Annotated in this window: 18 protein-coding genes and 1 tRNA gene; 14 read left to right on the forward strand and 5 right to left on the reverse strand. The window is 59.3% G+C overall.

What is annotated here, in order from left to right; all coding sequences use genetic code 11:
- Positions 1–33 precede the first annotated feature (33 nt).
- Positions 34–879 carry an MBL fold metallo-hydrolase gene (locus BGE01nite_RS17525; protein ID WP_146852010.1) on the forward strand — a complete coding sequence of 282 codons (846 nt, stop codon included), beginning with the start codon at positions 34–36 and terminating at the stop codon, positions 877–879.
- A gap of 195 nt (positions 880–1,074) precedes the next feature.
- Here BGE01nite_RS17525 and BGE01nite_RS17530 read toward each other — a convergent pair whose 3' ends face one another.
- Positions 1,075–1,962, reverse strand: coding sequence for a sigma-70 family RNA polymerase sigma factor (locus BGE01nite_RS17530; protein ID WP_146852012.1), 888 nt, complete (start codon positions 1,960–1,962; stop codon positions 1,075–1,077).
- Positions 1,963–2,503: 541 nt separating this feature from the next.
- On the opposite strand from BGE01nite_RS17530, the gene BGE01nite_RS17535 reads away from it, so the two are divergent.
- The 7 genes from BGE01nite_RS17535 to BGE01nite_RS17565 all read left to right on the forward strand — a co-directional run bounded on the left by BGE01nite_RS17535 (position 2,504) and on the right by BGE01nite_RS17565 (position 11,479).
- Positions 2,504–2,577 (forward strand) — tRNA-Gly (locus BGE01nite_RS17535).
- 43 nt (positions 2,578–2,620) lie between these two features.
- Positions 2,621–3,175, forward strand: coding sequence for a hypothetical protein (locus BGE01nite_RS17540; RefSeq protein WP_146852014.1), 555 nt, complete (start codon positions 2,621–2,623; stop codon positions 3,173–3,175).
- Between the two features lie 53 nt (positions 3,176–3,228).
- Positions 3,229–4,422: an outer membrane beta-barrel protein gene (locus tag BGE01nite_RS17545; protein WP_146852016.1), complete on the forward strand. Its 1,194-nt coding sequence runs from the start codon at positions 3,229–3,231 to the stop codon at positions 4,420–4,422.
- Between the two features lie 109 nt (positions 4,423–4,531).
- On the forward strand, positions 4,532–6,727 hold the full coding sequence (locus BGE01nite_RS17550) for a polysaccharide biosynthesis tyrosine autokinase (protein WP_146852018.1): 2,196 nt from the start codon (positions 4,532–4,534) through the stop codon (positions 6,725–6,727).
- A 27-nt stretch (positions 6,728–6,754) separates the two neighbouring features.
- The gene (locus tag BGE01nite_RS17555) at positions 6,755–7,321 is read left to right on the forward strand and encodes a polysaccharide biosynthesis/export family protein (protein ID WP_146852020.1); all 567 of its coding nucleotides are present in this window, start codon (positions 6,755–6,757) and stop codon (positions 7,319–7,321) included.
- 31 nt (positions 7,322–7,352) lie between these two features.
- Complete coding sequence (locus BGE01nite_RS17560; RefSeq protein ID WP_146852022.1) at positions 7,353–7,811, forward strand: YkgJ family cysteine cluster protein; 459 nt, start codon at positions 7,353–7,355, stop codon at positions 7,809–7,811.
- Between the two features lie 131 nt (positions 7,812–7,942).
- Positions 7,943–11,479 (forward strand): immunoglobulin domain-containing protein, encoded by a 3,537-nt coding sequence (locus tag BGE01nite_RS17565; protein ID WP_146852024.1) that lies wholly within the window; start codon positions 7,943–7,945, stop codon positions 11,477–11,479.
- Between the two features lie 107 nt (positions 11,480–11,586).
- On the opposite strand, the gene BGE01nite_RS17570 is transcribed toward BGE01nite_RS17565, so the two are convergent.
- Both BGE01nite_RS17570 and BGE01nite_RS17575 read right to left on the reverse strand, forming a co-directional pair.
- Complete coding sequence (locus BGE01nite_RS17570) at positions 11,587–12,759, reverse strand: serine hydrolase domain-containing protein (protein ID WP_146852026.1); 1,173 nt, start codon at positions 12,757–12,759, stop codon at positions 11,587–11,589.
- A 59-nt stretch (positions 12,760–12,818) separates the two neighbouring features.
- Positions 12,819–13,298 carry a TPR end-of-group domain-containing protein gene (locus BGE01nite_RS17575; RefSeq protein WP_146852027.1) on the reverse strand — a complete coding sequence of 160 codons (480 nt, stop codon included), beginning with the start codon at positions 13,296–13,298 and terminating at the stop codon, positions 12,819–12,821.
- A 140-nt stretch (positions 13,299–13,438) separates the two neighbouring features.
- Between BGE01nite_RS17575 and rph the strand changes: the two genes are divergently transcribed.
- The 5 genes from rph to BGE01nite_RS17600 all read left to right on the forward strand — a co-directional run bounded on the left by rph (position 13,439) and on the right by BGE01nite_RS17600 (position 19,888).
- Complete coding sequence (gene rph, locus BGE01nite_RS17580) at positions 13,439–14,224, forward strand: ribonuclease PH (protein ID WP_146852029.1); 786 nt, start codon at positions 13,439–13,441, stop codon at positions 14,222–14,224.
- A gap of 438 nt (positions 14,225–14,662) precedes the next feature.
- Positions 14,663–15,046: a BlaI/MecI/CopY family transcriptional regulator gene (locus BGE01nite_RS17585; RefSeq protein WP_146852031.1), complete on the forward strand. Its 384-nt coding sequence runs from the start codon at positions 14,663–14,665 to the stop codon at positions 15,044–15,046.
- A 13-nt stretch (positions 15,047–15,059) separates the two neighbouring features.
- Positions 15,060–17,066, forward strand: a complete 2,007-nt coding sequence (locus tag BGE01nite_RS17590) for a M56 family metallopeptidase (RefSeq protein ID WP_146852033.1) — start codon at positions 15,060–15,062, stop codon at positions 17,064–17,066.
- 65 nt (positions 17,067–17,131) lie between these two features.
- Positions 17,132–18,250 carry an aminotransferase class V-fold PLP-dependent enzyme gene (locus BGE01nite_RS17595; protein WP_146852035.1) on the forward strand — a complete coding sequence of 373 codons (1,119 nt, stop codon included), beginning with the start codon at positions 17,132–17,134 and terminating at the stop codon, positions 18,248–18,250.
- 96 nt (positions 18,251–18,346) lie between these two features.
- A complete protein-coding gene (locus BGE01nite_RS17600; RefSeq protein WP_146852037.1) occupies positions 18,347–19,888 on the forward strand; it encodes a sulfatase family protein in 1,542 nt (513 codons plus the stop codon).
- 23 nt (positions 19,889–19,911) lie between these two features.
- Here BGE01nite_RS17600 and BGE01nite_RS17605 read toward each other — a convergent pair whose 3' ends face one another.
- Positions 19,912–21,330, reverse strand: coding sequence for a sulfatase-like hydrolase/transferase (locus BGE01nite_RS17605; protein WP_146852039.1), 1,419 nt, complete (start codon positions 21,328–21,330; stop codon positions 19,912–19,914).
- 97 nt (positions 21,331–21,427) lie between these two features.
- Here BGE01nite_RS17605 and BGE01nite_RS17610 point away from each other — a divergent pair, with 97 nt between their 5' ends.
- Positions 21,428–23,137 (forward strand): beta strand repeat-containing protein, encoded by a 1,710-nt coding sequence (locus tag BGE01nite_RS17610; protein ID WP_146852041.1) that lies wholly within the window; start codon positions 21,428–21,430, stop codon positions 23,135–23,137.
- Positions 23,138–23,261: 124 nt separating this feature from the next.
- Here BGE01nite_RS17610 and BGE01nite_RS17615 read toward each other — a convergent pair whose 3' ends face one another.
- Complete coding sequence (locus BGE01nite_RS17615; protein WP_308741218.1) at positions 23,262–23,675, reverse strand: SMI1/KNR4 family protein; 414 nt, start codon at positions 23,673–23,675, stop codon at positions 23,262–23,264.
- Positions 23,676–23,686 lie beyond the last annotated feature (11 nt).

The raw sequence follows: 23,686 nt of genomic DNA on the forward strand, positions 1-23,686 counted from the left end.
GCGCTTCATGGTGCTCATGCGCACTATGAAGCGATGATCCAGCCGCTGCTCAAAGACGAGGCCCTTTTGGCCGATATCGCTTCCGTTTCGAAGGACGATGAGCGTTTGCAGATCTGGTGGTTAGGCCAGAGTGGTTTTCTGCTGAAGCAGGCAGGAGCCACGCTGCTGTTTGATCCTTATCTGTCAGACTCGCTGACGAAGAAGTATGCGGCCACGGACAAGCCGCATTTGCGCATGACGGAGCTGTGTGTGGATCCTGCACGCCTTGCGGGCATCCCGCTGGTGACCGCGAGCCATATCCACACGGATCATCTGGATGCGGAAACCTTGGTGCCGTTGGCGAAAAGCAATCCTGGTTATACTCTGGTGCTGCCCGCAGCGATTGTTTCAGAGGCAAAGCAGCGTCTAGCAGATGCTGAGATCACGCTGGCAGGTCTGGATGAGAAGGAGACCTTGGACGGTGAATGGAAGATCACTGGCATCGCGGCCGCGCATAACGATGTGAAGCGAGATGAGCAGGGCAGGTGTCACTTCCTCGGCTTCATCGCGCAGCGTGGCGGATTCACGATTTATCACAGTGGTGACACGCTCATGCATGACGGCTTGCTGCCCGCGCTGCGTGAGTTTGGGCCGATTGATCTCATGCTGCTGCCGATCAATGGGAACAAGCCGGAGCGACGAGTGGCCGGGAACTTGAACGGCACAGAGGCGGCGGAGCTGGCGAAGGCTTGTGGCGCGCGGCTTGTGGTGCCGTGCCACTATGACATGTTCACGTTTAACACGGTGACGCCGGATGAGTTTGTCCAGGCGTGTGAGCGGCTCGGGCAGAAGCATGAGGTAATGCTCTGCGGGGGACGTGTGACGATGGAGCGCGCTTGAGGCGAGGGAGTCGCGGCAGCGTCCTGGACTGCGCCTGTCCTCTGGCGCTCTCGACGGAGCGCGTGATCTGCGCACTTCTATAGATGAATGGATCTCGAAGGCCTTCGCAGATAGCTTGCGCGATATCTCCTCGCACGGACTTCCAAAGCGCCGGAGGACCGGCGCACTCCAGGACGCTACGCGAAGATCGCTAACTTACTCCGCGGCCTTTTCGGCAGCGGCCTTCTTCTTCTTCTTGGAGCCGGCATTGCGGAGGACCTTTGGAATCGGGTCTTCCTTCTTCTGCAGCGCACGACGAAGCTTGCGAAGAGCGATGTTCTGAAGCTGACGAATACGCTCACGCGTGACGCCAAACTCCTGACCGACTTCTTCCAGCGTGCGAGGCTTCTGACCGGCAAGGCCGAAGCGAGCATCGATGATCTTGCGTTCGCGCTCATCAAGAACGGTAAGCAGGCCATCAAGCTGGCCGTGCATGTTCTTGTGGCTGAGCAGTTCGAAAGGTGTCTGGGCGTTTTCGTCGCCCACGATCTCACCGAACTCGGTGCTGTCGTCATCGCTGATCGGCGCATCGAGAGACGCGGGACGCATGGAGGCGACCTTGAGCTGGCTCAGCTTGGCGCGGTCGATACCGATTTCCTCGGAAAGCTCGTCATCCGTAGGCTCGCGACCGAGTTCCTCAGACATGGCCATGGCCACACGACGCATCTTGCTGATCTTGTCCACCATGTGGACAGGAAGGCGGATGGTCTTGGACTGGTTCGCGAGAGCGCGCTTGATGGACTGCTTGATCCACCAAGCAGCGTACGTGGAGAGCTTGCCACCCTTGTTAGGGTCAAAGCGCTCCACCGCCTTCATGAGGCCGATGTTGCCTTCGGAAATAAGGTCCAGCAATGGAAGCCCGTAGTTCGCGTAGTCTTGGGCGATTTTCACGACCAGACGAAGGTTCGCACGGATCATGTGTGATCGTGCTTCGGGGTCGCCGCGCTTGATGCGCTCAGCGAGGTCCACTTCCTGTTCGGGAGTCAGCAGGTCAGTCTTGCCGATCTCACGCAGGTAGATTTTAATGCCTCCGTCGAGTTCCATGTCAGGGAATACAGATTTAAATACGAACTAGTTACAGGTTACGTTGATACCCCGACGATACGAAGGGGATTTCAAACTTAACACACAATGGTTGAGGAATCCTCAATTATTTTTGGAGCAATGATTTTGCCAGAAATCATATGAAGAAAGACATACTCCTAAAGAGGGCGGCTGATCTCTTTCTCGGCACACAATTGTCACCCATTTGGGGGACATCGCTGGCGATAACGAGCCAGTGCACAGCTTCCTTGGGTAACTCTGATGTTCGTCTCGGAAATTTTGCTTGGTAGAGATTTCTTCGCACTTAAATCCGGGTGTAGGGATAGGTGGCACACGAAAATGTCAGATTCTTGAAAGGTCATTCAAACTCAGCTTGCCAGGAGGGGGCTTGATGCTAAAACTCAGGCTCAGACGAAGAACAAAAATGTTTAAAATTTAGCAAACTTGAGTCTTTTGGTTTTCTAAAATTTAAAACTTTTTGTGCTAATTCTAAAAAATATCTTGCTGATGTGAGATATTGCGTGTTATTATAACTTTAACTGCGGGTATAGCTTAATGGTAAAGTTCCAGCCTTCCAAGCTGGCCATGTGGGTTCGATTCCCACTACCCGCTCCAGTTAGAGGCTCCTTCCACACGCAAAATTTTAGAATTAGCAGCTATGAAAACATTCTCTCATTTGCCTCTCGCATTTGGCGTCATCGCTGCATTTTTTGGAGCAGTGATTTCCAGTGCTGCTGCGCCTTGTGATGACATTGCACGCGATGTGTCTCTGGCGGTGGAGAAAGAACCCGGAAAGGTTCTCATGATTGTGGAAGATGCTCTCGTCATCAATGAGTCGTGCGCCTGCGAAATCACGCGCGCTGCCATATTGTCTGCCAAGGCTGACGCGACACTGGTGAACCAGATTGTTCAGACGGCGATCGCCGTGGCCCCTAAGATGTCTGGCGTGATCATGGACTGCGCCACTGCAGTCGCACCGAGCGCCGCCGCCACTCCCCAGCCGATCGTGATGAGCGAATCTGGCAAAGACGTGAAGAACCCGGTCCCCCTGGCTCCCGCCCCAGTTGTGGTGGAAGAGGACTACATCATTCCCGCCTCCATTCGTGGCATCTATCTTCTGCAACCTCCCGCCGGTGGTTTCCCTCCTGGCAAGAAGCGCTGCAAAGGCAACGGTTGCATCTCTCCGTATATCAATCTGCCGTTCTACCCTTGAGTTTGGGACTCACGCCTTTCTGACTTCCGAGCAGCAACCCTTCTTCAACACTCATGCGCTCCCTCCTCTATTTGCTTACCGCGATGGGCATTTTTGCTTTGAGCACTCGCGCTGGAGCGCAGGGTTTGGTGGCCATTCAGAATTATTCCGGTGATTTTCAGGCGGACGAGCCGCTCACCTGGAGCATCACCACCCGTGGTGGTTACGATCAGCTGGAGTATGACATCCCTGGCGTTGAGAGCTTTGAGACCTTTTATGTGCAGGGCGGCATCGGGGCGACTTACACGGATGCAGATCAAACCACCCCCTGGAGCTTCGCGGTCGATCTCGGTGCCATCCACTATCTGGATGATATCGAGCGCTACGATAACACCTTCTATAATGCACGTGTGGCCTTCAATATCGCCCATCAGGTTTCGCAGCGTCTGAAGATCAGCAATAACTTCTTCCTCACCTATGAGGCGCAGCCAAACATGGCTCTCGGTGGCACGACCACGCTGTTCAACGGCCAGTATCTCTATGGCTTCAACAATTTCAACGTGAGCTATGCCTGGAGCCAGCGCTTCTCCACCACCACTTCCTTGACGGTGGACGGCATCACCTATGAAGACGACATTGTTTCTGAAGCCGAGGACCGTCTGTCCCAGCTCGTCGCGCAGCAGTTCACCTATGCGCTGACCAAGCGCACGAGCGTCACCGCCGAGTATCGTTTCCGCAATGTGGGATATCAGAACTCCAGGGGACGTGACTATCAGTCCCACTTCGCCCTGGCGGGCATCGACCACGCCTGGAGCCAGCGCTTCTCGGGATCCTTCCGCGCGGGTGCTGAGTTCATGCGCTCCGAGCGCACCAACCAAACGGCACCTTACGCCGAGGTGGCTCTCAACTACGCCGTGGCACGTCAGACTCAGGCTCGCTGGTTCGGTGCTCTGGGCTTCGATGGGGCTGAGCTCTCCTCCTTCCAGAGCCGCTATTCCCTCCGCACTGGCGTGAATGTGACTCATCGCATCAATAAGCGCGTCGGTGTCCACGCAGGCACGCAGTATGCCTACAGTGACTTTGATGGTGGTTCTGTGACGAATGATGTGACGGAGCACAGCCTCATGTTGTCCGCCGGTGTGAGCTATAACATCACGGAGAATCTGGCCCTGGATGCCGCCTACACCTACTCTCTGCTTTCCTCGGACGATGCCGCTCGTGAGTTTCAGCGCAACAACATCTCCCTGGGCCTGACAGCTTCCTTCTGATCCACTCTCCCCAACAGCCAAACCTCAATCCGCCAGCGGCAGGCCCTCAAGCTCCGCTGGCGGATTCTAAGCTGAAAAATGATTAACAAACTCAGATAATCAATTCACTATGAGCGAAGCCGGCAAAGACATCCAGGCCCAGGCCATCGATTCCTGGCAGATCATCCGCAATCGCTTCGGCCTGATCTGCCTGTCGTTCCTCCTTGTTTTCGCCACGGCGGCCATCATCACCTACATCATGCCGCGCAAATACCGCGGCCGTGTGGAGATGAAGATCGAGCGTTTGCAGAACAAGGTGCAGGTCTTCAACCGGGATACGAGTGACATGCTGGCAGGCAGTGATGTGTTTGTGAAGACGGAGTTCGAGAGCATCAACAAACCCGAGACGCTCTACCCGGTGATCGAGAAGCTGGATCTGCAGAAGAAATGGAGCCTGCCTTCCCGCCAGGCTGCCTTGGGCAAGCTGCAGGGGAATCTGAACGCGCAGTCCATGCCGCGTTCGGACTTTGTGATCATCGAATTCTATGATCAGGATGCCGCGCTGGCGGCTGATGTGGCGAATGCTGTGGCCTCCAGCTACATGACGCAGCGCATCGAGATCGACTCCTCGCAGAAGCGCGAGGCTCTGGAGCGCATGCAAAAGCAGATCGCTGAGCAGGAATCACTGCGTGACCAGGCTCGTGCCAAGATGCTGGAGGCCAAGAAAAAGGCCGGCATCGTCGGAGACTGGATCGCCGGTGGCGGCCCATCCATCACGCCGGGTGTGAGCCTCGCCACCAGCAAGGACGGCATGGTGGCCTCACGTGAGCAGGCCATGCTCCAGTCAGATCTGGAGGTTCAGAACCTCACCTCCGAGCTTGAGCAGCTGGACAAGCTTTCTCCGGATGAACTGGTGGCCCGCGCCTCCGGCCTCCGTCTGGACAATCCAAATCTCACCAGCATGACGGCGGAGTACCAGAAGCTGCAGATCACGCGTGAGGGCCTGAGCCAGCAAGGTCTGGGCAGGAAGCACCCGCTGGTGCAGACGGCTGACAAGCAGCTCGCCAAGTCAAAAGAACTCATTCTCGCCGAGACCCAATCCTACATCGAAGGTCTGAAGAACCGCTTCGATGCCGCCAAAATGCGCCGCGAAACTCTGCAGACCTACAGCAAGGAGGCGGACAAGGAGCAGATCTCCAAAGGCGCCACCTACAACGACTACAAGATCGCCATGGACGATGTCACTTACATCGAGGCGTTGCTCCTGAAGTTCAGGGAGAGCTATTCGGAGAACAATGCCAGCCTGCAACTGGTGAAGTCTCCCGCCACCATTTATGCCAAGGCGGAGGCTGAGGGCCGTCCTTCCAAGCCGAACATCAGCCTCAACTTGGCGTTAGGCGGCGTGCTCGGTCTCATGTTCGGCCTCGGCCTGGCTTTCTTCCTGGAGTACATGGACACCACGGTGAAGAGCCTGGATGACGTGGAGCGCTTCCTCGGCGTGCCAGTGCTCGCGGTGGTGCCAAAGAATGTCGGCGTGCTGCACCGCACCAGCGGCTTCAATCCGGATGCGGAGGCCTATCGAATTTTGCGGACAAACATCGAGTTCAACCGCCGGAATCCCGAGGCGAACTGCATCACCGTCACCAGCGGCGGGGCAGGGGAGGGCAAGTCCACCACGCTGTGCAATCTGGCCACGGTCTGCGCGCAGGGGGGCTACAGCGTGCTGCTGATCGATGCTGACCTGCGCCGTCCGAGCCTGCACCGGCTCTTTGATGTCAGCAATGCCAACGGCCTGACCAATTATCTGACCATGAACATCCGCCTGGAGGATGTCGTGGTGCGCACCCCGATCGACAATCTTTATTTCCTCCCAAGCGGCCTGCTGCCCGCGGACAGCGCCGGCATCCTGAATTCCCAGCGCATGAGCGAGCTGATCGCGGACGTGAAGAGCCGCTTCGATCTTGTGCTCATCGACTCCCCGCCGATCCTGGGTGTCAGTGATGCCTCCGTGCTCTCCAATGAGGCGGACATGACCATGCTGGTGGTTCAGCATCGCAAGCTGCCGCGCCACATGCTCATGCGCGTGAAGCAGACCGTGGAGAATGTCGGCGGGCGTGTGCTCGGGGTGGTGCTGAATAATGTGGATGTCCGCAGTGACTCGCAGTACCAATACTACACCAGCTACTACACCTATTACTCGCCGAACAACCAGGCGGCTGCGCCTGGAGAGCAGCCGCAGAAGCGCCGCCGCCGCTCGGATGCGCCTGCTGCTCCCAATGCCGCGCCCTCGCCTGCGTCCCGGGCTCCTCAGGGAGATCTTTTCTAACCGCACGGATTCGTTTATACTTCTGCCATGAAAACACTGATCACGTTTTTCCTCAGCGCCGTCCTCGGTCTGGCCGGGCTTCAGGCCCAGACGGGCGAACTGCCCCTGCGCAAAGGTGACCGCATCACCGTCTCCGTCGGGGGGATTCCTGACAATGAGATCCAGCAGATCCGAGGTGTGTACACCGTCTCTGACGACGGCACGATCCCCCTCCTTTACATCGGCAATGTCCGCGCGGTCGGCCTGAAGCCTTCGGCGTTGCAGCGGAGCATTGAGCAGAACTACATCGGCCAGGAGATCTACACCCGTCCGACCGTGGTGGTGTCCATTGATGGCGGTGAAAGCACGGCCACCATGCGCACCGTGATGATCACCGGAGTGAACAAGCCCGGAGCTGTGCCCTACAAGCAGAGCATGACACTTTCCCAGGCCATCATGACGGCCGGCGGCCCCACGCCTTTCGGCAGCATGAAGAAGGTGAAGCTCATCCGCGCCGGGCGCGCTGCCACGCTTCATAATCTGTCCAGCGGTGCCGGAGATCCGAACGTGGATGTGCAGGTGCAGCCGGATGACCAGATCATCGTGCCCGAGTAACCAGGCTGTGCTCTGGCGCTGACTTTGACCCATGCCCAGGCCTTCCTCCCGCCAGCCCGTGCCCGATGAGCGGGAGGAGATCCGCGCCATCTACGCCGCTCTGGAGGCCCGGCCCCTGCCGAGGGACTGCCAGATGCGCACCCGGTGCTGCCATTTCCGACTGGCGGGCCACACCCCCATGCTCACGCTCGGTGAGGCGCTTTACGCTGCCCGCGGGGTTCGTGCCAGTGGCCGGAAGAACTTGAAGCCTCACCCTGACGGTGCGTGCCCGCTGTTGGGCCAGGATGGCCGCTGTACCATTTACCAGCACCGGCCCTTCGGTTGCCGCACGCATTTTTGCCAGGCGGCCGGGGGAATGTATCCCCGCAAGCATGTTGCCGACTTGATTCAGCGCCTGGAAGCCCTGGATGAAAAACTCGGCGGAGAGGGGGGGCGTCCGCTGGCTGGCATCATCGAAGAAGTTTTGTCAAAATGGCCAAAGAAGAGCTGATCTGCAACGTTCAAGGACCCCGCGGTCCGCATACTGCGGCTAATTTTCGCCCGAGAAGTTTTGTATTGTCATTGTATTTGCGATCAGCGATGATCGTCGACCGTGCTCCCAGCCCACCCCTTAGCCCATTCATGAAATTCCTACCTTTCAAGAGCGCTTTTGCTACTCTGAGCGTCCTGCTCATCCAGGCAAGCGCTGCGTTCGGTGCCGTCGTCATCGACACCCAACCCGCCAACGTGACCGTGCCTGATGCCACCAAGATCACTCTGACGGTGGCTGCCCATTCCACAACGAGCAGCCCGCTTTCGTATAAATGGTGGAAGCTGGTCAACAACCAAGCCGTCGAAGTCAGGGCCGAGTCCTCGGTCAGTTCGTTCGTTATTGCCAGTTCCAAGAATACCGATGAAGGCGAGTATTATGTGACGGTGACGGAACAGGCGCTAGGTTTTGATTGGGTAAACTCGGCTAACGGCCTGGTCACGGTAAACGTGCGTCCCAAGATCAGCGGGAATCCCGCAGCTCCGGCCGTCCCTCCCACGGCATTTGACGATACCAAGGATGATGTCTCGTTCACCGTCACTCTGGACCCAGTGGTTGGCGAAGGTCCTTTCATCTACTCCTGGCAGAAAAAGATCGGCACCACCTACACCTTGGTGGCTGGCCCCACGAACACTGTTGACCGTTCGAACGTTCTCCAGCTCAATAACGTGGAGCTGGATGATGCGGGTATCTACCGTGCGGTGGTGACCAATGCCTCCAATATCAATGTCTTCAGCAAGGACGTCATCCTGAAGGTCAACACGCGTCCTACGATCCTGACCCAGCCAGCAGCCAACCTGATCGTCACTTACGGTGCCGCAGGCACCTTGAAGGTGGTGGCGGGTGGCAATGGCCCCTTCTACTATCGCTGGTTCAAAAACAACGTGTTGATTCCCAAGGCCTCGGCTGCCACCCTTTCGATCAAAGGCACGGACATCGTGACGGACGGCCTGGCAGAAGGTCCTGGCACTTATCGTGTGGAAGTGGTCAATTCCTACAGCCCCGGCTTTACAGACACCAAGAATCCGTTTTTCGGAAGCACGGTCACCTCCAGCATGAATGCTGACGTGGTGGTGATTCGCAAACCCAAGATCACCACGCAGCCTGTGAAGCTGACGAAGAGCCTCATGACGGCCGCCAATGCTGCCACCTTCAATGTCCAGATGGATACCACGGGTAACGAGGGCACCCTACTGTTTCAGTGGTACAAAGACAACAAGATCCTGAACGTGCCGGGTTCCACTACGGACACCCTGACCTTCGACCCGCTCACCTGGAATGACCGCGGCAGCTACAAGGTGGTCATCAAAAACCAGGTCGGCACCGTCACCAGCGCTTCTGCTTTGCTGACCGTCATCTCCCCGCCTATCATTACCTCCCGCAGCCCTGACCAGACCTTCGGAGGCACCAAAGGCGCGGCGAAGCTCTTCGTCGTCGCTACAGGCACCGCTCCGTTGAAGTATGAGTGGCGGTTCCGTCCTGTGGCCCAGGGAGTTTATAATCCCTTGGTTATTGGCACGGCGGCCACCCTGGCCCTTTCCAACCTTTCGGTGGCACGTCACGGCTATTATCAGTGCACTGTTCTCAATGCACCCAAAGGCGAGCCTACGGGCACGGTGGTCTCGGCAGAGATGTATTTGCAGGTGGATGAAGCGCCGAAGATCACCAAGCAGACCACGGTGATGCCCTATGACGGTAGCATCACGAAAGGCACGCCAAATATTCCGGCGGGTAAGAAGCTGCATCTGGTCGTGGAAGCCACCGGTACTGACCGCACGGCACCTGCCGGCGATTTCCTCGCCAATCCTCTGACCTTCCAATGGCTGAAAAATGGCATCGCCATTGGCGGTGCCACCACCAGTCAATTGGTCATCGACCCCGCATCGACCCTCGATTCCGGGAAGTACAGCTGCCGGGTGGGCAACTATATCGCCACGCTGATCAGCGCAACCGTGGTCATCACGGTCAACGGTCCGCCTGTGATTACCGTGCAGCCAGGGGATGTCACCGGGACCGAGGAAGATCTTGTGCAATCCACGCCGGTGGTCGCGACGGGCAAGGGGTCCATTCAGTATGAGTGGCAGAAGCAGACAGGCGGCGTCTGGGGTGCTGCGACCAATCCTACGAAGCAGCTGGGGGCCAAGCTGGTCTTCGCCCAGGCCAAGGTGGCCTACGGTGGCAAGTATCGGGTGCGTGTGTATTCTTTCCCTTTCTTTGGTGATACCTTCAGTAATGAGATCAATGTGCAGATCGACCCCATCGACCCGCCGACCATTCAGGCCGTGGCCGGCATTTCGAATGTTCCGTTCTTCCCCAGAATCGCCAGGGCAGGCGAGAAGGTGAGGATCTTTGGCACTAATCTCAACTATCCCGCCACGGTCACCTTTGGCGGTGTGGTGGGTTCGTCCGTGTATGAACCCGTCACTAAATCGTTGCTCGCCACGGTCCCGGCAAATGCACCTACGACGGCCAGCAATCTGCAGGTCACGATCACGGGCAGGGTGACAGGCTCTTCGGGCGGAGGCACGGCCACGGCTCCACAGCAGTTCACCCGCTCAGTGCAGTATGCCAATGACCTGGCCAATGCCACGATTCTGACGCCATCTGCGACGGCGACCACCGTCCTTGGCGACAACCGTGACGTGAACGACTATGTGTTTTATGTGCTGAAGGTGAAAGACCCGTCCTTCGTGACCATCAATCTTGATGGCTTCGCGGTGGGTGGCAGCCCGGTGGACCTGTCTTTGGATGTTTACACGGAGCGCGTGACGGGTAATACCGCCTATGTCGGGCCGGACAATCTCACACTTTACACGTTTGCGGGGTCCTCCCCCTACATTGGGATCACATCGGAAGTGGTCTCTGTGACGACTAATCGCACTGACACTGACATTTTGATCTTGGTGCGTCCCGGTCTCTTCCTGATCAATGGCATGGTGGGCTATGGCCCCTACTCGCTGACGGTGAGCGCCTCTCCGACGGGAGTCGCCCCTCTGCCGCCGCCGCCTGCGCCAGGTGCTCCCCCACCGCCTCCCTCTCCTGAGACTGGCCTGGTGGAAGTGGCTGCCGAAGAGTGGCATGCCTCTGATGCCTTTGCCAAGTCGGCTTCTTCCGATCCTGACACCGAAGGGCTTCCGACCGTCCGTCTGGGTGGTGAAGGTTCTTCCTCGGAACCTGTGCAGCTTTGGGCGGATCAGGTGGAGACTCTCTCTGGCGCGGGTGAGGTGGCAGCATCCTTCCGCATGGGGCTGGATGGCGGCTCCGAGGATGGAGATGACCAGTTTGGCTGGCAGATCACGGGCACAGACGGCAAGCCGCTGGGGGCGCTGTGGGTGAATGGCGCCACAGGTCAGCTGTCTCTGGTTCAGCCAGATGGTTCCGTTCAGGAATCGATTCAGAGAATCACACCAGGTGGTGGTGCACACCGCATGGAACTTGTTCTCAGCGCCAAAGGCGGGACTTGGCAGGCTAGGATTGACGGCGTGGACGTCGCTGCTCCAGCCGCTCTTCCAGCCGGGGTCTCTTTCGGTGGTATCTACGCTGCCTGGGATCTGGGTCCTGATACCAAGGCCAGTGGTGCCTCCATGATCTTCTCCGACTTCACCGTCGAAGATCTGGCGGCGGAATAAGTCTCACGGCCGTTTTTGAAAACGCCTGTCCAGGTTCTGGGCAGGCGTTTTTTTGTGGGCAGCGCGCATGCCCGGGACCGTGTTTCGCTGGTCCCCACGCTCCCGTTCTACAGACCGTAGAGCCTTTCGATCATCCCGATGCTCTTCGGCCCGGGCAGTGCGCCGGTTTCCATCTGGTTCATCACGTAGGCAAAGCTGATCTGGTTTTCTGGATCCGCAAAGGCCAGGCAGCCGCCGGCACCTGGATGACCAAACGCGCTTGGTGAGGGGCCGAAGTACTGGCGCAGCTTGCCAGGAGGCTGCTCAGGGTTCGTCTGCATCGGGTCCTTCATCACGCCCGTGCCAAAGGCGATGGGGGTGCAAAGCACAAGGTCCTCTTCTTCTGAGAGGGTTTCGCTCAACTGCCGCACGATGGCTTCGGAGACGATCTGCCTGCCTTCCCAGGTGCCGCCCTGCGCTAGCATGGCGTAGAACTTGCCCAGTCCATGAGCACTGCCCACGCCGCCCATGCTGGCATAACCACGCTGCCATGTCTCAGGCTGATTGAAGTCCTGGATGGCATTCAGCCCCATGGGCGAGGTGAACGTGCGCTGCGTGATCGTTCCAGAAGTGTTGAAGGCCTTGAGAAACGGGCGGTCGGCATCGGCGATGCTGATCTTGCCGGGGTACAAGGTCGCCACCCGGGAGTGCTCCTCCACGGGAAGGCCGATCCAGAAGTCCAGATCCATCGGTCCGCCGATCATTTCGCGGAAGTAGCCTCCCAGAGACTCCTCGCCGGTGATGCGGCGGACGATCTCGTCCATCAGGAAACCAAAGGTGCGCGCGTGGTAGCCCTGCTTCATTCCTGGCTCCCAGAGCGGCTGCTGATGCTCCAGCGCCTCGATCACCGAGTCGTAGTTCAGGATCGAAACCCGCTCATCCAGCGCGCAAAGACCAGCGGTGTGGGAAAACAGATGGGCAAAGGACATGTGCTCCTTGCCCGAGCTTACAAATTCAGGCCAGACCTCGCCCACGGGGCTGTCGATCGCCAGACGTGCCTCTTCCAGCGCCATGAGCGCGCAGACGGCTGCAGGAGCCTTGGTGGCGGACCACACTGGCGCCAGCGTGTCCTGCGTCCACACTCGTGAGCGAGCGCGGTCGCAGTGTCCGGCCCCGAGGTTCAGGATCTCGACGCCGCTCTGCCAGACGGACACAGAGGCGCCCAGATCTCCGCGGGAGCGGAAATTGTCCTCAAACCACGCGGTGACGTCCGCGAGATGACTGGAGGTGGGCTTGAACATGCGGCGGCGAAGGGAAGTGACAGCGGCCCGTGGAGCCGCTAACAAAAAGGGTGATCAGATCAAATGGTCTCCAGCTTCTGGCGCAGGCCGTGGAGATCCGGATCATGGCGGGCATCGCGGCGCAGATCGCCATCCATTTCAAAAGACTGCTTCAGGTGCTGAAGCGCCTGTTCCTCCTCGCCGAGACGGGCTAGATAGCAACCCAGATTGTAGTAGTAGACGGGCTTGGTGCGCAGGGCGGCGGGCCCGCGCGCCAGCACGTCAAGCGCCTCGATGGTGCGGCCGAGCTCATGCAGGCAGAAGGCGGCGTGGATGAAGCCTCCCGGCTGGTCCGGCTCCAGCCGGCAGAGCTTTTGCGCCAGGGCCAGCCCCTCGATCCAGCGCTGGTCATGCATGTGGCAGAGCACGGTCAGCTCGATCACGTCCACGCGTTCATGGATGTCCAGCGGCAGGGCAGCGAGCTCCACCTGGGCCTCCTCATGGAGGCCGAGTTCCACGTAGCCCTGCGCGGCCAGAATGCGGCGGTCCCATTCGTTCATGATCAATCGTTCAACAACTCTCGCGCATGTGAACAGCAAAGCGCCTTCACGACAAGCGCTTTGTGTCTTCCTGGGGCGCGGTCTTTCCCAGGAATGACACGTGCCCTTGACCATTTCCGGCCCTTCGCTATGCCAGATCCATGCCCCGTATTGATGGCCGTAGTGCCGACCAACTCCGCCCGGTCGAGTTTGTTCTCGACATCGCTCCTCACGCCAATGCCTCCGTGCTCATCGCCTTTGGCAATACGCGGGTCATCTGCGCGGCCACTATTCAGGATGAGGTGCCTCGCTGGATGAAGGTGCAGGGGGTGCAGGGTGGCTGGCTCACCGCAGAGTATTCCATGCTTCCGTATTCCACGCTCGATCGCAAAGATCGCGACAGCACCCGCGGCCGTCCAGATGGCCGCAGCATCGAGATCCAGCGTCTCATCGGCCGCAGCCTGCGCGCGGTGGTGGACCTGAAGAAGCTCGGCTCACGCACGCTGTGCATTGATTGTGATGTGCTGCAGGCAGATGGCGGCACACGCACGGCAGCCATCACCGGAGCCTGTGTGGCCGCCGCCATCGCTTTCAATCGCCTGCTGGAGAAGGGCAAGATCACGCAGCAGCCGCTGAAGAAGAAAGTCGCTGCGATCAGCGTCGGTCTTTGGAACAACGAGGCTCTGCTGGACCTCTGCTATGAGGAGGATGCCAAGGCGGACGTCGACAGCAACATCGTGCTCACGGAAGACGGTGACTTCGTCGAGATCCAGGGCAGCGGCGAAGAAGCCACCTTTACCCAGGCGCAGCTGGATCAAATGTTAGTCCTCGGCCGCAAGGGCGTCGCCGAACTCGCGGCGCTGCAGCAGACGATCATCGAGAGCGCGATGAAGCCTGCCGCCGCCACGGATTTGAAGAAGCTCGCGGATTTCTTTGGCAAAAAGTAAGTTAGGCTTTCTAGCTCTTTGCCCATGCTGACCAGGCCTGGCGAGCCGGAGGCTCGATGGCCGGTAGCCGGTGGTGAAGGTCGCGCAGCGACCGGGAACCACCGGACATTGAAGGCAGGATTACAGATCAGGCTCGCGTCTCGGAGAGACGCTGGAAGTAACCGCACGTTGATGACGCCACTCCATCGGCCGGACATGGTTGCTTGTCTCATACTTCCAGTGTCCCTCCGGGACACGGTACTGATTGATGCTTCATCATTTCGTGTCCGGTGGTTCGCACTCGCTGTCGCTCGTTTCACCACCGGCTACGAGCCATCGAGCCTCCGGCTCGTAGAACCAATGAGCGTTCTGTAACGGCGGGTAGCTATTTTGCAAAAGGTTGAAAATTCAACCTTTTGTTATTGACGTTTGCGCGCTGATGGGCTGAAATTTCAGCCTATGAAGAAAATCACGCCATTAAGTCGACGCGAACGCGAAGTGATGGACCTCGTGTTTGCCCGTGGTGAGGCCACGCTTTCACAGATCCTGGAGGACATGGCAGAGCCACCCACACGGCCGGCTCTGCGCTCCATCCTCACCATTCTGGAAGGGAAGGGGCAGCTCAAGCACCGGCAGGACGGACGCGAGTTCATCTACCAGCCTGTGCATTCGCGGGAGGAGGTGGGGCAGTCCACGCTCAGTCGGGTCATCGGCACCTTCTTCGGCGGCTCCGTGTCCCAGGCCCTGGCCTCTTATCTGAGTCATCCTAAAACCCAGCTCACGAAGACGGAGGTCGAAGAGCTCCGCCGCTTCCTGGATCAAGCCAAGGTCAAGAAACCCTGAACCCTTCATCACCATGTCCACGATCTCCACTGCCTCCTTTACTTCTGGTTGGTTGTTTGATGTCACACTGCAAGCCACCTTGCTGCTCGCGTTCACTGGCGGTGTGCTGACGCTCTTTCCGCGACTGTCCGCAGCGCGGCGGCACTTCGTGCAGGCCAGTGTGCTGCTGCTCATTCCCGTGCTGATTCTGGCGAGCCTTGTGGTGCCTGGGTGGCGGGTGGCATGGCCGGTGGAGATGCCGGCGGTCATCGCTAACGCAGCTCCAGCCAAGATGGTGACCGAGAGCCCCGCAGCTCCTCCTGCTGATTCTGCGCTGAGCTTGAAAGTGTCTGTCTCTGACCGCATGCCATCTTACGTGTGGACGCTCTTTTGGTTAGGGGGTGCCGGTGCTGGCGGGGTGGTGCTGATGGTGTCTGCGCGCTCGCTTTCACGTTTGCTGAGGTCTTCACGTTTGGTGGAAGATCGGGAGATTCAGGGCTGCTTTCAGGAGGAAGCGGAAGCTCTGGGACTGCATCTGCCTGCGAGCAGCCTGCGCATGAGCGCGGAATGCCAGGTGCCCATGACCTGGGGGCTGAGGCGGAAGATCATTCTGCTTCCAGAGCAGGCCAATGGATGGTCAGAAACACGGCTGAGGCTGGTCTTGCGTCACGAACTCGCTCACATCGCACGTGGAGATATTCTGGTGTCCTTGCTCACGACTCTCGCGGCTTTGCTGCTGTGGTTTCATCCGTTCGTGTGGGGCATGTTCCGTGCCAGCCAGCGCACGCGGGAACAGGCCTGTGATGACCTGGCCCTGCAGCGCAGCGGGCAGGGGGCGGATGACTTTGCGGGAGAGCTGCTGAGTGCGGTCGCGGCACTTGGCGCACATTCCGGACGTCCATGGCTGCCACTGGCCCTCGCGATGTCTGTGTCCGCCAGCGCCAGGGCCATGCGCGGCCGGCTGGCCAATCTGGTGCAGTCCGGTCGTGGACGATATGGATTTTCGGGGATCCAGAAGGTCGCCGTCCTGCTGCCTGTTCTTGGTATTGCTTTTGGTTTGGCCGGGCTGACGGCCTGCCGGAAAGAGCAGGTGCAGCTGCCCCTGCAGGTCTTGATCAGCAGCCGGTTTATCAGCATTCCCGTGGATTCACCGGTGCTGCAGGAGATGGGGCTGACTCTGAATGGAAGCTCCAGTTTGCAGAACCTGGGCATTCTCAGCTCCGAAAAAATGGAGGAACTGGTGCGGAGACTGTCCCAGCAAAGGGGGGTGAATCTGATGAGCGCGCCATCCGTGACCACACGCAGCGGCCAGAGAGCCACGGTGGAGATCACGCGTGAGTTCATCTACCCCACGGAGTTTGATCCGCCGAAGCAACTGGGCAAAGACCAGGCCGTCATTCCCACCACACCAACGGCCTTTGAGATGCGACCTGTGGGGATCAAGATGGAGGTGGAGCCGGTGATCACGGAGGACCACGTCATCAATCTCGCCCTGGTGCCGGAAGTGACCAGCTTTGAAGGCTTCATGGACTATGGAAAACCCATTGAGCAGCCTGACGCGGTGAATGGAGTGAAGATCACCGAGAACAAGATGCAGATGCCCATCTTCCACACGCTGAAGACGGCGAGCAACGTGGTCCTGCGCTCAGGCCAGAGCGTGGTCTTCGGCGGTCTAGGCAGTCCGGAGGGCGGTGCGCTCACGGACCGCATGCCGAAGACCAAGGACCTGGTCTTTTTCATCATCCAGGCAGAGGAGGTGGATGCGAACAAGATTGGAGATTCGACACCGAAGACCGCTGCCGTGGCGCCAACTGAGGCATCGGTAACCGTGGTGGGTGAAGTGAAGAGGCAAGGAAAGTACACGCTCAAACCTGGGATGACCGTGAAGGACATCGTTGCTGAGGCCCAGGGCTTCAACGAGCAGGCCAACAGCGAGCAGTTGCAGCTCAAGCGCGGAGCCACCTTGATCCTGCTCAATTTCACAACCAGCGGCTCCAGGCCCCTCGAGAATGGAGACGTCCTGACCGTGCCGAAGAAGTAGACCGTGAAGTTCTTTGGAGACATCTCCGCGCAAGAAAGTCATGATTCGCGAATTAGTCTCCGATCATGCTCACTGACTCCACACGCGAACGCGACTTTCCGTCTCTCTCTGGCATTGCCTACCTGAACACAGCGGCGGAGAGCATTCCGCCGCTGGCGGTGCATGAGGCGCTGGAGGAATACTGGCGGGACAAATCGCGCGGCATGAAGGGACGAGACGGGCATTTTGCGGCCGTGGAGGCCTGCCGCGAGATCAGCGCGAAGATGCTGGGGCTGATGACGGATGAGGTGTCCTTCTGCTCCTGCAGTTCGGAGGCTTATAACCTGCTGGCTTCGGCGCTGAATCTCGGAGCCGACGATGAGGTGGTGGTGACAGACCTGGATTTCCCCGCCGGTGCCACGCCTTGGATGCGCGCCGTGGTGCCGCCGAAGAGTGTGCTCTGGAAGTCGGTGAATGGGGAGCTGAATGTGGAGGATCTGCTGCCGCTGCTGAGCGCGAAGACGAAGCTCGTGCAGGTGTCCCTGGTGAGCTTTTACAACGGGCACCGGATCGACTGGCAGCCGCTGCAGGAGGCGGTGCGCAGGCTGGCGCCAAATGCGCTGATCTCCGTGGACATCACGCAGGCTTTTGGCCGTGTGGCGCTGGCTTGCGAGGGCGCAGACATCATGATCAGCAGCACGCACAAGTGGACGCTGGGTGTGCACGGCGGTTGTGTGATCGGCGTGCCGAGGCGGAATGCAGCACGGCTGACCACGCATGCAGGTGGCTGGTATCACCTCAACAATGCTTTTGATGCGGACCGCTTCGAGCGCGCGGTGACGAAGGACGGGGCGCAAAGCTTCTCCGTGGGCATGCCAAACTTCGCCGCGCTGTATGCTCTGAACGCGGCGCTGCGCTATGTGGACGGCGTAGGTGTGGAGGCCATCTCCGCCCATGCGGATCCGCTGGTGAAGGAACTGCATGACGGGCTGGTACTGCGTGGTTTGCAGCCCATGTGCCCGCTGCGTGCGGATCGCCCGACGGGCATCGTTTCCTTCATGCATGAGCGCAGCGCGGAGATCCATGCCACGCTGGAGAAAGCGGCGGTGCATGTGATGCATAGCGCGGGCCGCATCCGGCTGGCGGTGCATGGCTATAACAAGGCGGATGACGTGAGGCAGGCCCTCGCGGCGCTGGTGGTGTGAATGAGTGGACGCTGCCGTGGCCCCGCCGGTCCGCGCCGCCCGCTGTGAAAAGGCTGATTTACTTCAAGAAGGGGGGCTGATAGTCGTTCAGGGGTCATGCTCCGCTGCCTTTTCCTTTCCGCCGCCCTGGTCCTGAGCGTTCATACGGCCTTGGAGGCTGCCGCCAAGCCCAACATCCTCTTTGCCATTGCGGATGACTGGGGGCCTCATGCCAGCGCCTATGGCACGCGGTGGGTGCGGACGCCGGCCTTTGACCGGGTGGCAAAGGAGGGGCTGCTTTTCAAAAATGCCTACACGCCCAATGCGAAGTGCGCGCCATCGCGTGCCTGCATTTTGACGGGGCGGAACTCCTGGCAGCTCAAGGAAGCGGCTAACCATATTTGCTACTTTCCACCGGAGTTCAAAGGCTGGGGTGAGGTCCTCACTGAAAAGGGCTGGAATGTCGGCTACACCCAGAAGGGCTGGGGGCCGGGTGTGGCGAATGACGCGGAGGGCAAGCCGCGCCAGATGACGGGCACGCCCTGGAACAAGAGGAAGGCCAAGCCGCCGACGCCGGACATCGTCAACAACGACTACGCGGCGAATTTTGCGGACTTCCTGGACGTCGTTCCCGGGGAGCAGCCTTGGTGCTTCTGGTATGGAGCCGTGGAGCCTCATCGCGGTTATGAGTTTGGCAGCGGGGTGAAGAAAGGCGGTAAAAGGCTCTCGGACATCGATCATGTGCCCCACTACTGGCCGGACAATGAGGTGATCCGCCATGACATGCTCGATTATGCCTTCGAGGTAGAGCATTTCGACCGGCATCTGGGCCGCATGATCGAGGAGCTGGAGAAGCGCGGGATGCTGGAGAACACGCTGGTCATTGTCACGGCGGACCACGGCATGCCTTTTCCGCGCAGCAAGGGGAACGCGAATGTACAGGCAAACCATGTGCCCTTTGCCGCCATGTGGAAGAGGGGCATCGCGAATCCGGGGAGGGTCATTGATGATTTCATCAGCTTCATTGATCTGGCGCCGACCTTTGTGGAAGTGGCTGGTCTGAAGTGGCGGGAGACCGGGATGCCGGAGTCACCGGGGCGCAGCCTCACGGATCTGTTCTTCGACAGGCCGCGGCATGTGCGTGATCATGTTTTGTTAGGCAAGGAGCGCACGGATGTGGGGAGGCCGCATGACGAGGGCTATCCGATCCGCGCCATCGTGCGGCATGACAGCGTGCTCATTGAGAACTTTGAACCAAGCCGCTGGCCGGGCGGGAACCCAGAGACAGGGTACATGGACTGTGATGCCGGGGCGACGAAGAGCTTCATCATCGATGCGCACCGTAAAAACCCGCAGGATCGGTTCTGGCAGCTTTGCTTTGGGATGCGGCAGGGGATCGAGTTCTATGATCTGAAGGCGGATCCGGATTTTATGCAGAACATGCCCGATGATCCGCGTGTGGCGAGGATGCGGGATCAACTACATGAGGAACTGAAGACGCAGGGAGATCCGAGGATGGAAGGGAAGGGGGATGTTTTTGACAAGTATGAGCACGCTTCTGAGGCCAACGTGGGCTTCTATGAGAAGTTCATGCGCGGGGAACCCGTGAAGGCCGGGTGGATCAGTCCCACGGATATCGAGCCGAAACCGGTGCCGTGACTTTTTTGCCTGCGGCTAGATGCTCACTCCGCCATTTTCTTCGTGGCTCCTTTGGGCTGGCCAGGCATCGGATAGTTCATTTTGCCGGCACCTCGATCACGAGGGCCCTCTGGCAATGTTTTGGCCCACTCTGTGACTTGGTTGCCGAGGCGCTCGACAATGTCAGGATGGTGCTCGGCCACGTTGTTGAGTTGGGTGAGGTCTTGATTGAGATCGTAGAGCTCCACGCGGCTTTTGTCGGGGTTCATGAGGAGCTTCCATTTGCCGTCGCGAATGGCTAGCTCGGGGCTGTGATGGAAGGGCTCGCCTGCAATGCGGAAGCGCCACTCCCACATGAGGGGGCGTTTGCGCAGGCGGGTCTCGCCGGTCCAGGTATCGCTCATGTCCTCACCATCCAGGGGGTGGTCTTCGGGGATCTTGACCCCGGCGAGTGAGCAGAGAGAGGGCAGTAGATCGACCCCGGAGACGATGGATTGTTTGTCGATGCGCCCCGCAGGTACATGGCCGGGCCAGCAGATGATGCCGGGCACGCGGATGCCACCCTCATAGAGGCTGCGCTTGCGACCGCGGAAGGGCCCCGCGCTGCCGATGCCGCTGTGGCCTGCATTCTGGATGTGGATGTCCTCGGGGCCGTTGTCGCTGGAGAAGATGATGAGGGTCTTGTCCGCGAGCTTCAGGTCATCGAGCTTCTTGAAGAGGCGGCCCAGCTGGGTGTCCAGGTCCGTGACACTGGAGGAGAAGATTTGCGCGGCGGAAGCATGCGGAAAGGTGGGACCGCCGGCGCGAAGGCGGGGATACTCCTTCATCTGCTCCGGGGTGGGGTTCAGCGTGGCATGGGGCACCAGGGTCCAGATCTGGGTATAGAAAGGTGTGTCCTTGTGCTTCTCGATGAACTGGATGGCTTCATCCACGAAGAGGCGGGTGGAATTGGCGCGGTAGTAGGGATCTGCGGCCGGGCCGTTGGGGCCGTCCGTCTCTCCACTGCCGACATAGTCGAAGCCATACTTATCCGGCTCAGGGCCACCGGAGTTGCTGCCGAGATGCCATTTGCCGATGTGGGCGGTGGCATACCCGGCAGATTTCAGGAGGCGGGCGGTATTGGGCACCTGGGGCTCCAGCCAGTTGGACATGCCACGGTTCTTGTTCATCTCCGGGGTGGCGTAGTGGCCGTGGATACGGTGGCGGGAGGGGTATTGGCCGGTGAAGAAGGCGCAGCGGCTGGGGGAGCAGACGGAGGCATTCACGTAGAAGTTGGTGAAGAGCGTGCCACGGGCCGCGAGGGCATCGATGTTCGGCGTGCGGGTGATGGGATGGCCGTAGCAGCCCAGGTCTCCCCAGCCGAGGTCGTCTGTGAGGATGAAGATGACATTTGGCGGTGCGGATAAGGCGGCCCCCTGAGAGATGAGTAGGGCCGTAAGAAGGATGAGGAGGGCGCGAGTCATGGCAGCGCTGAAACGAGGCCCGTTGAACAAAAAATCCGAATAAAGCCGGGTCCCAGCCAGTCCATCGCAACGCACTCCTCACTTGTGCGCCCTAACCATGAAGAATTCCCCCCAACCCTCTTCGGTTCTCGAAACCTTGGAATCCCGCCTGGCCCCCGCAGGTGTAGTGGCTCTGAGCCTGACTGCCAGCGGTGCGCTGACGATCACAGGCGATGCGCTTTCCAATGACTTTCAGATCACCGAGTCCGGCAACGACTGGACCATCGCCTCCCAAGCGGGCGGTGATACCCTTTTCCGCCTGAACGGCGGTGCCGTCGTCTCCAGCATCACCTTTGACGCGCCGCTTTCAGTTTCGGCGAACCTGGGCGCTGGCAATGACAAGGCGCTTTTCTCCGCGACCCTGGTGCCTGGCAATCTCCTTCTGGATGCAGGCGCGGGCGATGACACGGTGGACCTGACGGACGTCAGCATCGGCGGCACGACCACGGTGCGCATGGGCATCGGCCATGACTACTTCACCGCCGGTGGCGACCTGTTCTTTGCCAAGGCAGTGTCCGTGGACCTGGGCACGGGGCAGAACACCTTTGACGTGAATGCTGACTCGTTGCTGACCAATGCGGGGATCAGTGCCGTGGCCAGTGGATCGGCCGTGGAACTGCAGACCTTCATCCTGGCCGCCGAGGTGGCTGATGTGAGGGGTGCGATCACCCTGCGCACCACGACCGCAAGCTCCACCGACTTTGAGATCGGAGCCCTCACAGGTGACAGCCTGAAGGCGGCGGGCATCATCACCCTGGCTTCCGCAGGTGGCAGTGACAACGTGACGCTCACGGGGGACATCGAAACACTCAGCACCCTGGCCATCAATCTGGGCAGCGGCGACAACAAGGTGGTGACCGGTGATGCAGGCCTGATCAAGGCGAACGCGCTGACCTATGTGGGCGGTGCCCACAAGGACAACGTGACCTTTTACAATGACACCCTGCAGGTGGCGAAAGGCATGAGCTTCTCCGGCGGTGCGGGTGAAAACCTGCTGGACCTCTTCCCGGTCACTTCTTTGAGCATCGGCGGCGCGCTGTCCTATGTGGGCGGCACGGGCAATGACACACTTTTGGTTGACGGTCCGAGCGTCGCCATTGGCGGGCTGGTGAGCATGGGCGCGAGCAGTGGCAACAATGCCTTCGGCCTGAATGCGGTGCTGGCGAATGTGGGCGGTGTTTCCTTCAGCGCCGGTGTGGGCAATGATACCGTGGACGTGGGCCAGTTCGAGGGAGACTCCTCCCTGGTCACGGTGCGCGGCAATGTGAGCATCAGCACAGGCAGCGGCAGCGCTGACGTGATGGTGCGCGACGCGGACATCTACGGCAATCTCGCCATCAGCACGGCGGTCGTCCTGGGCGGCATTGACACCGTGCAGCTTCTGGACAGTGACTTCCGCGGCACGGTGGGCATCAATCTCGCAGGTTCCGCCCACAGTGATGTGGTGGTGCGTGACGGCATCTTTGATCGTGCGGTGACCATCAACACCGGTGGTGGTGATGACTATGTGGCCTTTGACACAGACACCGAAGTTTCCTCCATCTACAGCGTGTTTGACGGTTATGTGAGGATCAACCTCGGCGCTGGCACGGACATCTTTGCCGCGGGCTCGAACCCTGCGGTGGACACCGTGGGCAATGACTTCAACAGCTACATCGATGTGAACGGCGGCGCTGGTTACGACTACGCCTACTTCATGCACCACCAGTATAACAACGGATTCAACGGTCCACTGCCCTGGACGTATGCGGTTGAGGAATATTATTGATCGGTGAAGTCGTGAAGTGAGCTAAGCTCCGTGACGCCCCAGGTCGGCGGTGCACGGAGCGCATCTTTAGCGCGTGGAGCCGGACTTGATCGCATAAGATAATCTGCATCAAAAAGCCTTGTGGTCATGCTTTGAGATATCTCTGCATGAGTTCAGTCATTGAAGACGCGACAACGGGAGCGCTGCCTAGCTTTGAGTATCCGGGTAGGTGCATCACGATCGGCCACGGTTTTGGTCGAGTGCTATCGTATGCGAGAATTTGTCCGCCGCCGTCGGAACCGATAACGAACAAGCCTGGAAACGTTTCGGAGAGTGTCGCACGAGTCTCCACGTCGAGCATCTCATCGACAGAATCGAGCCGGAGATAGTCAAACTCATCGCGCGACCAATCAACATCATCAAACCAGATGTCGGCCCCGTCGTAGTTCTCGAACAAGATCAGGTAATCAGCAGGGAGGTCAGGCGGAAGCATTGCCTCCAACGCGTTGCGTTTCTCCACCGAGGCGGGTGGCGGAGTCTGAGTCCCAACAATCTTCACGAAAGTAAAAG

The sequence above is a fragment of the Prosthecobacter gellanilyticus genome (assembly GCF_007992435.1).
Taxonomy (GTDB): domain Bacteria; phylum Verrucomicrobiota; class Verrucomicrobiia; order Verrucomicrobiales; family Verrucomicrobiaceae; genus Prosthecobacter; species Prosthecobacter gellanilyticus.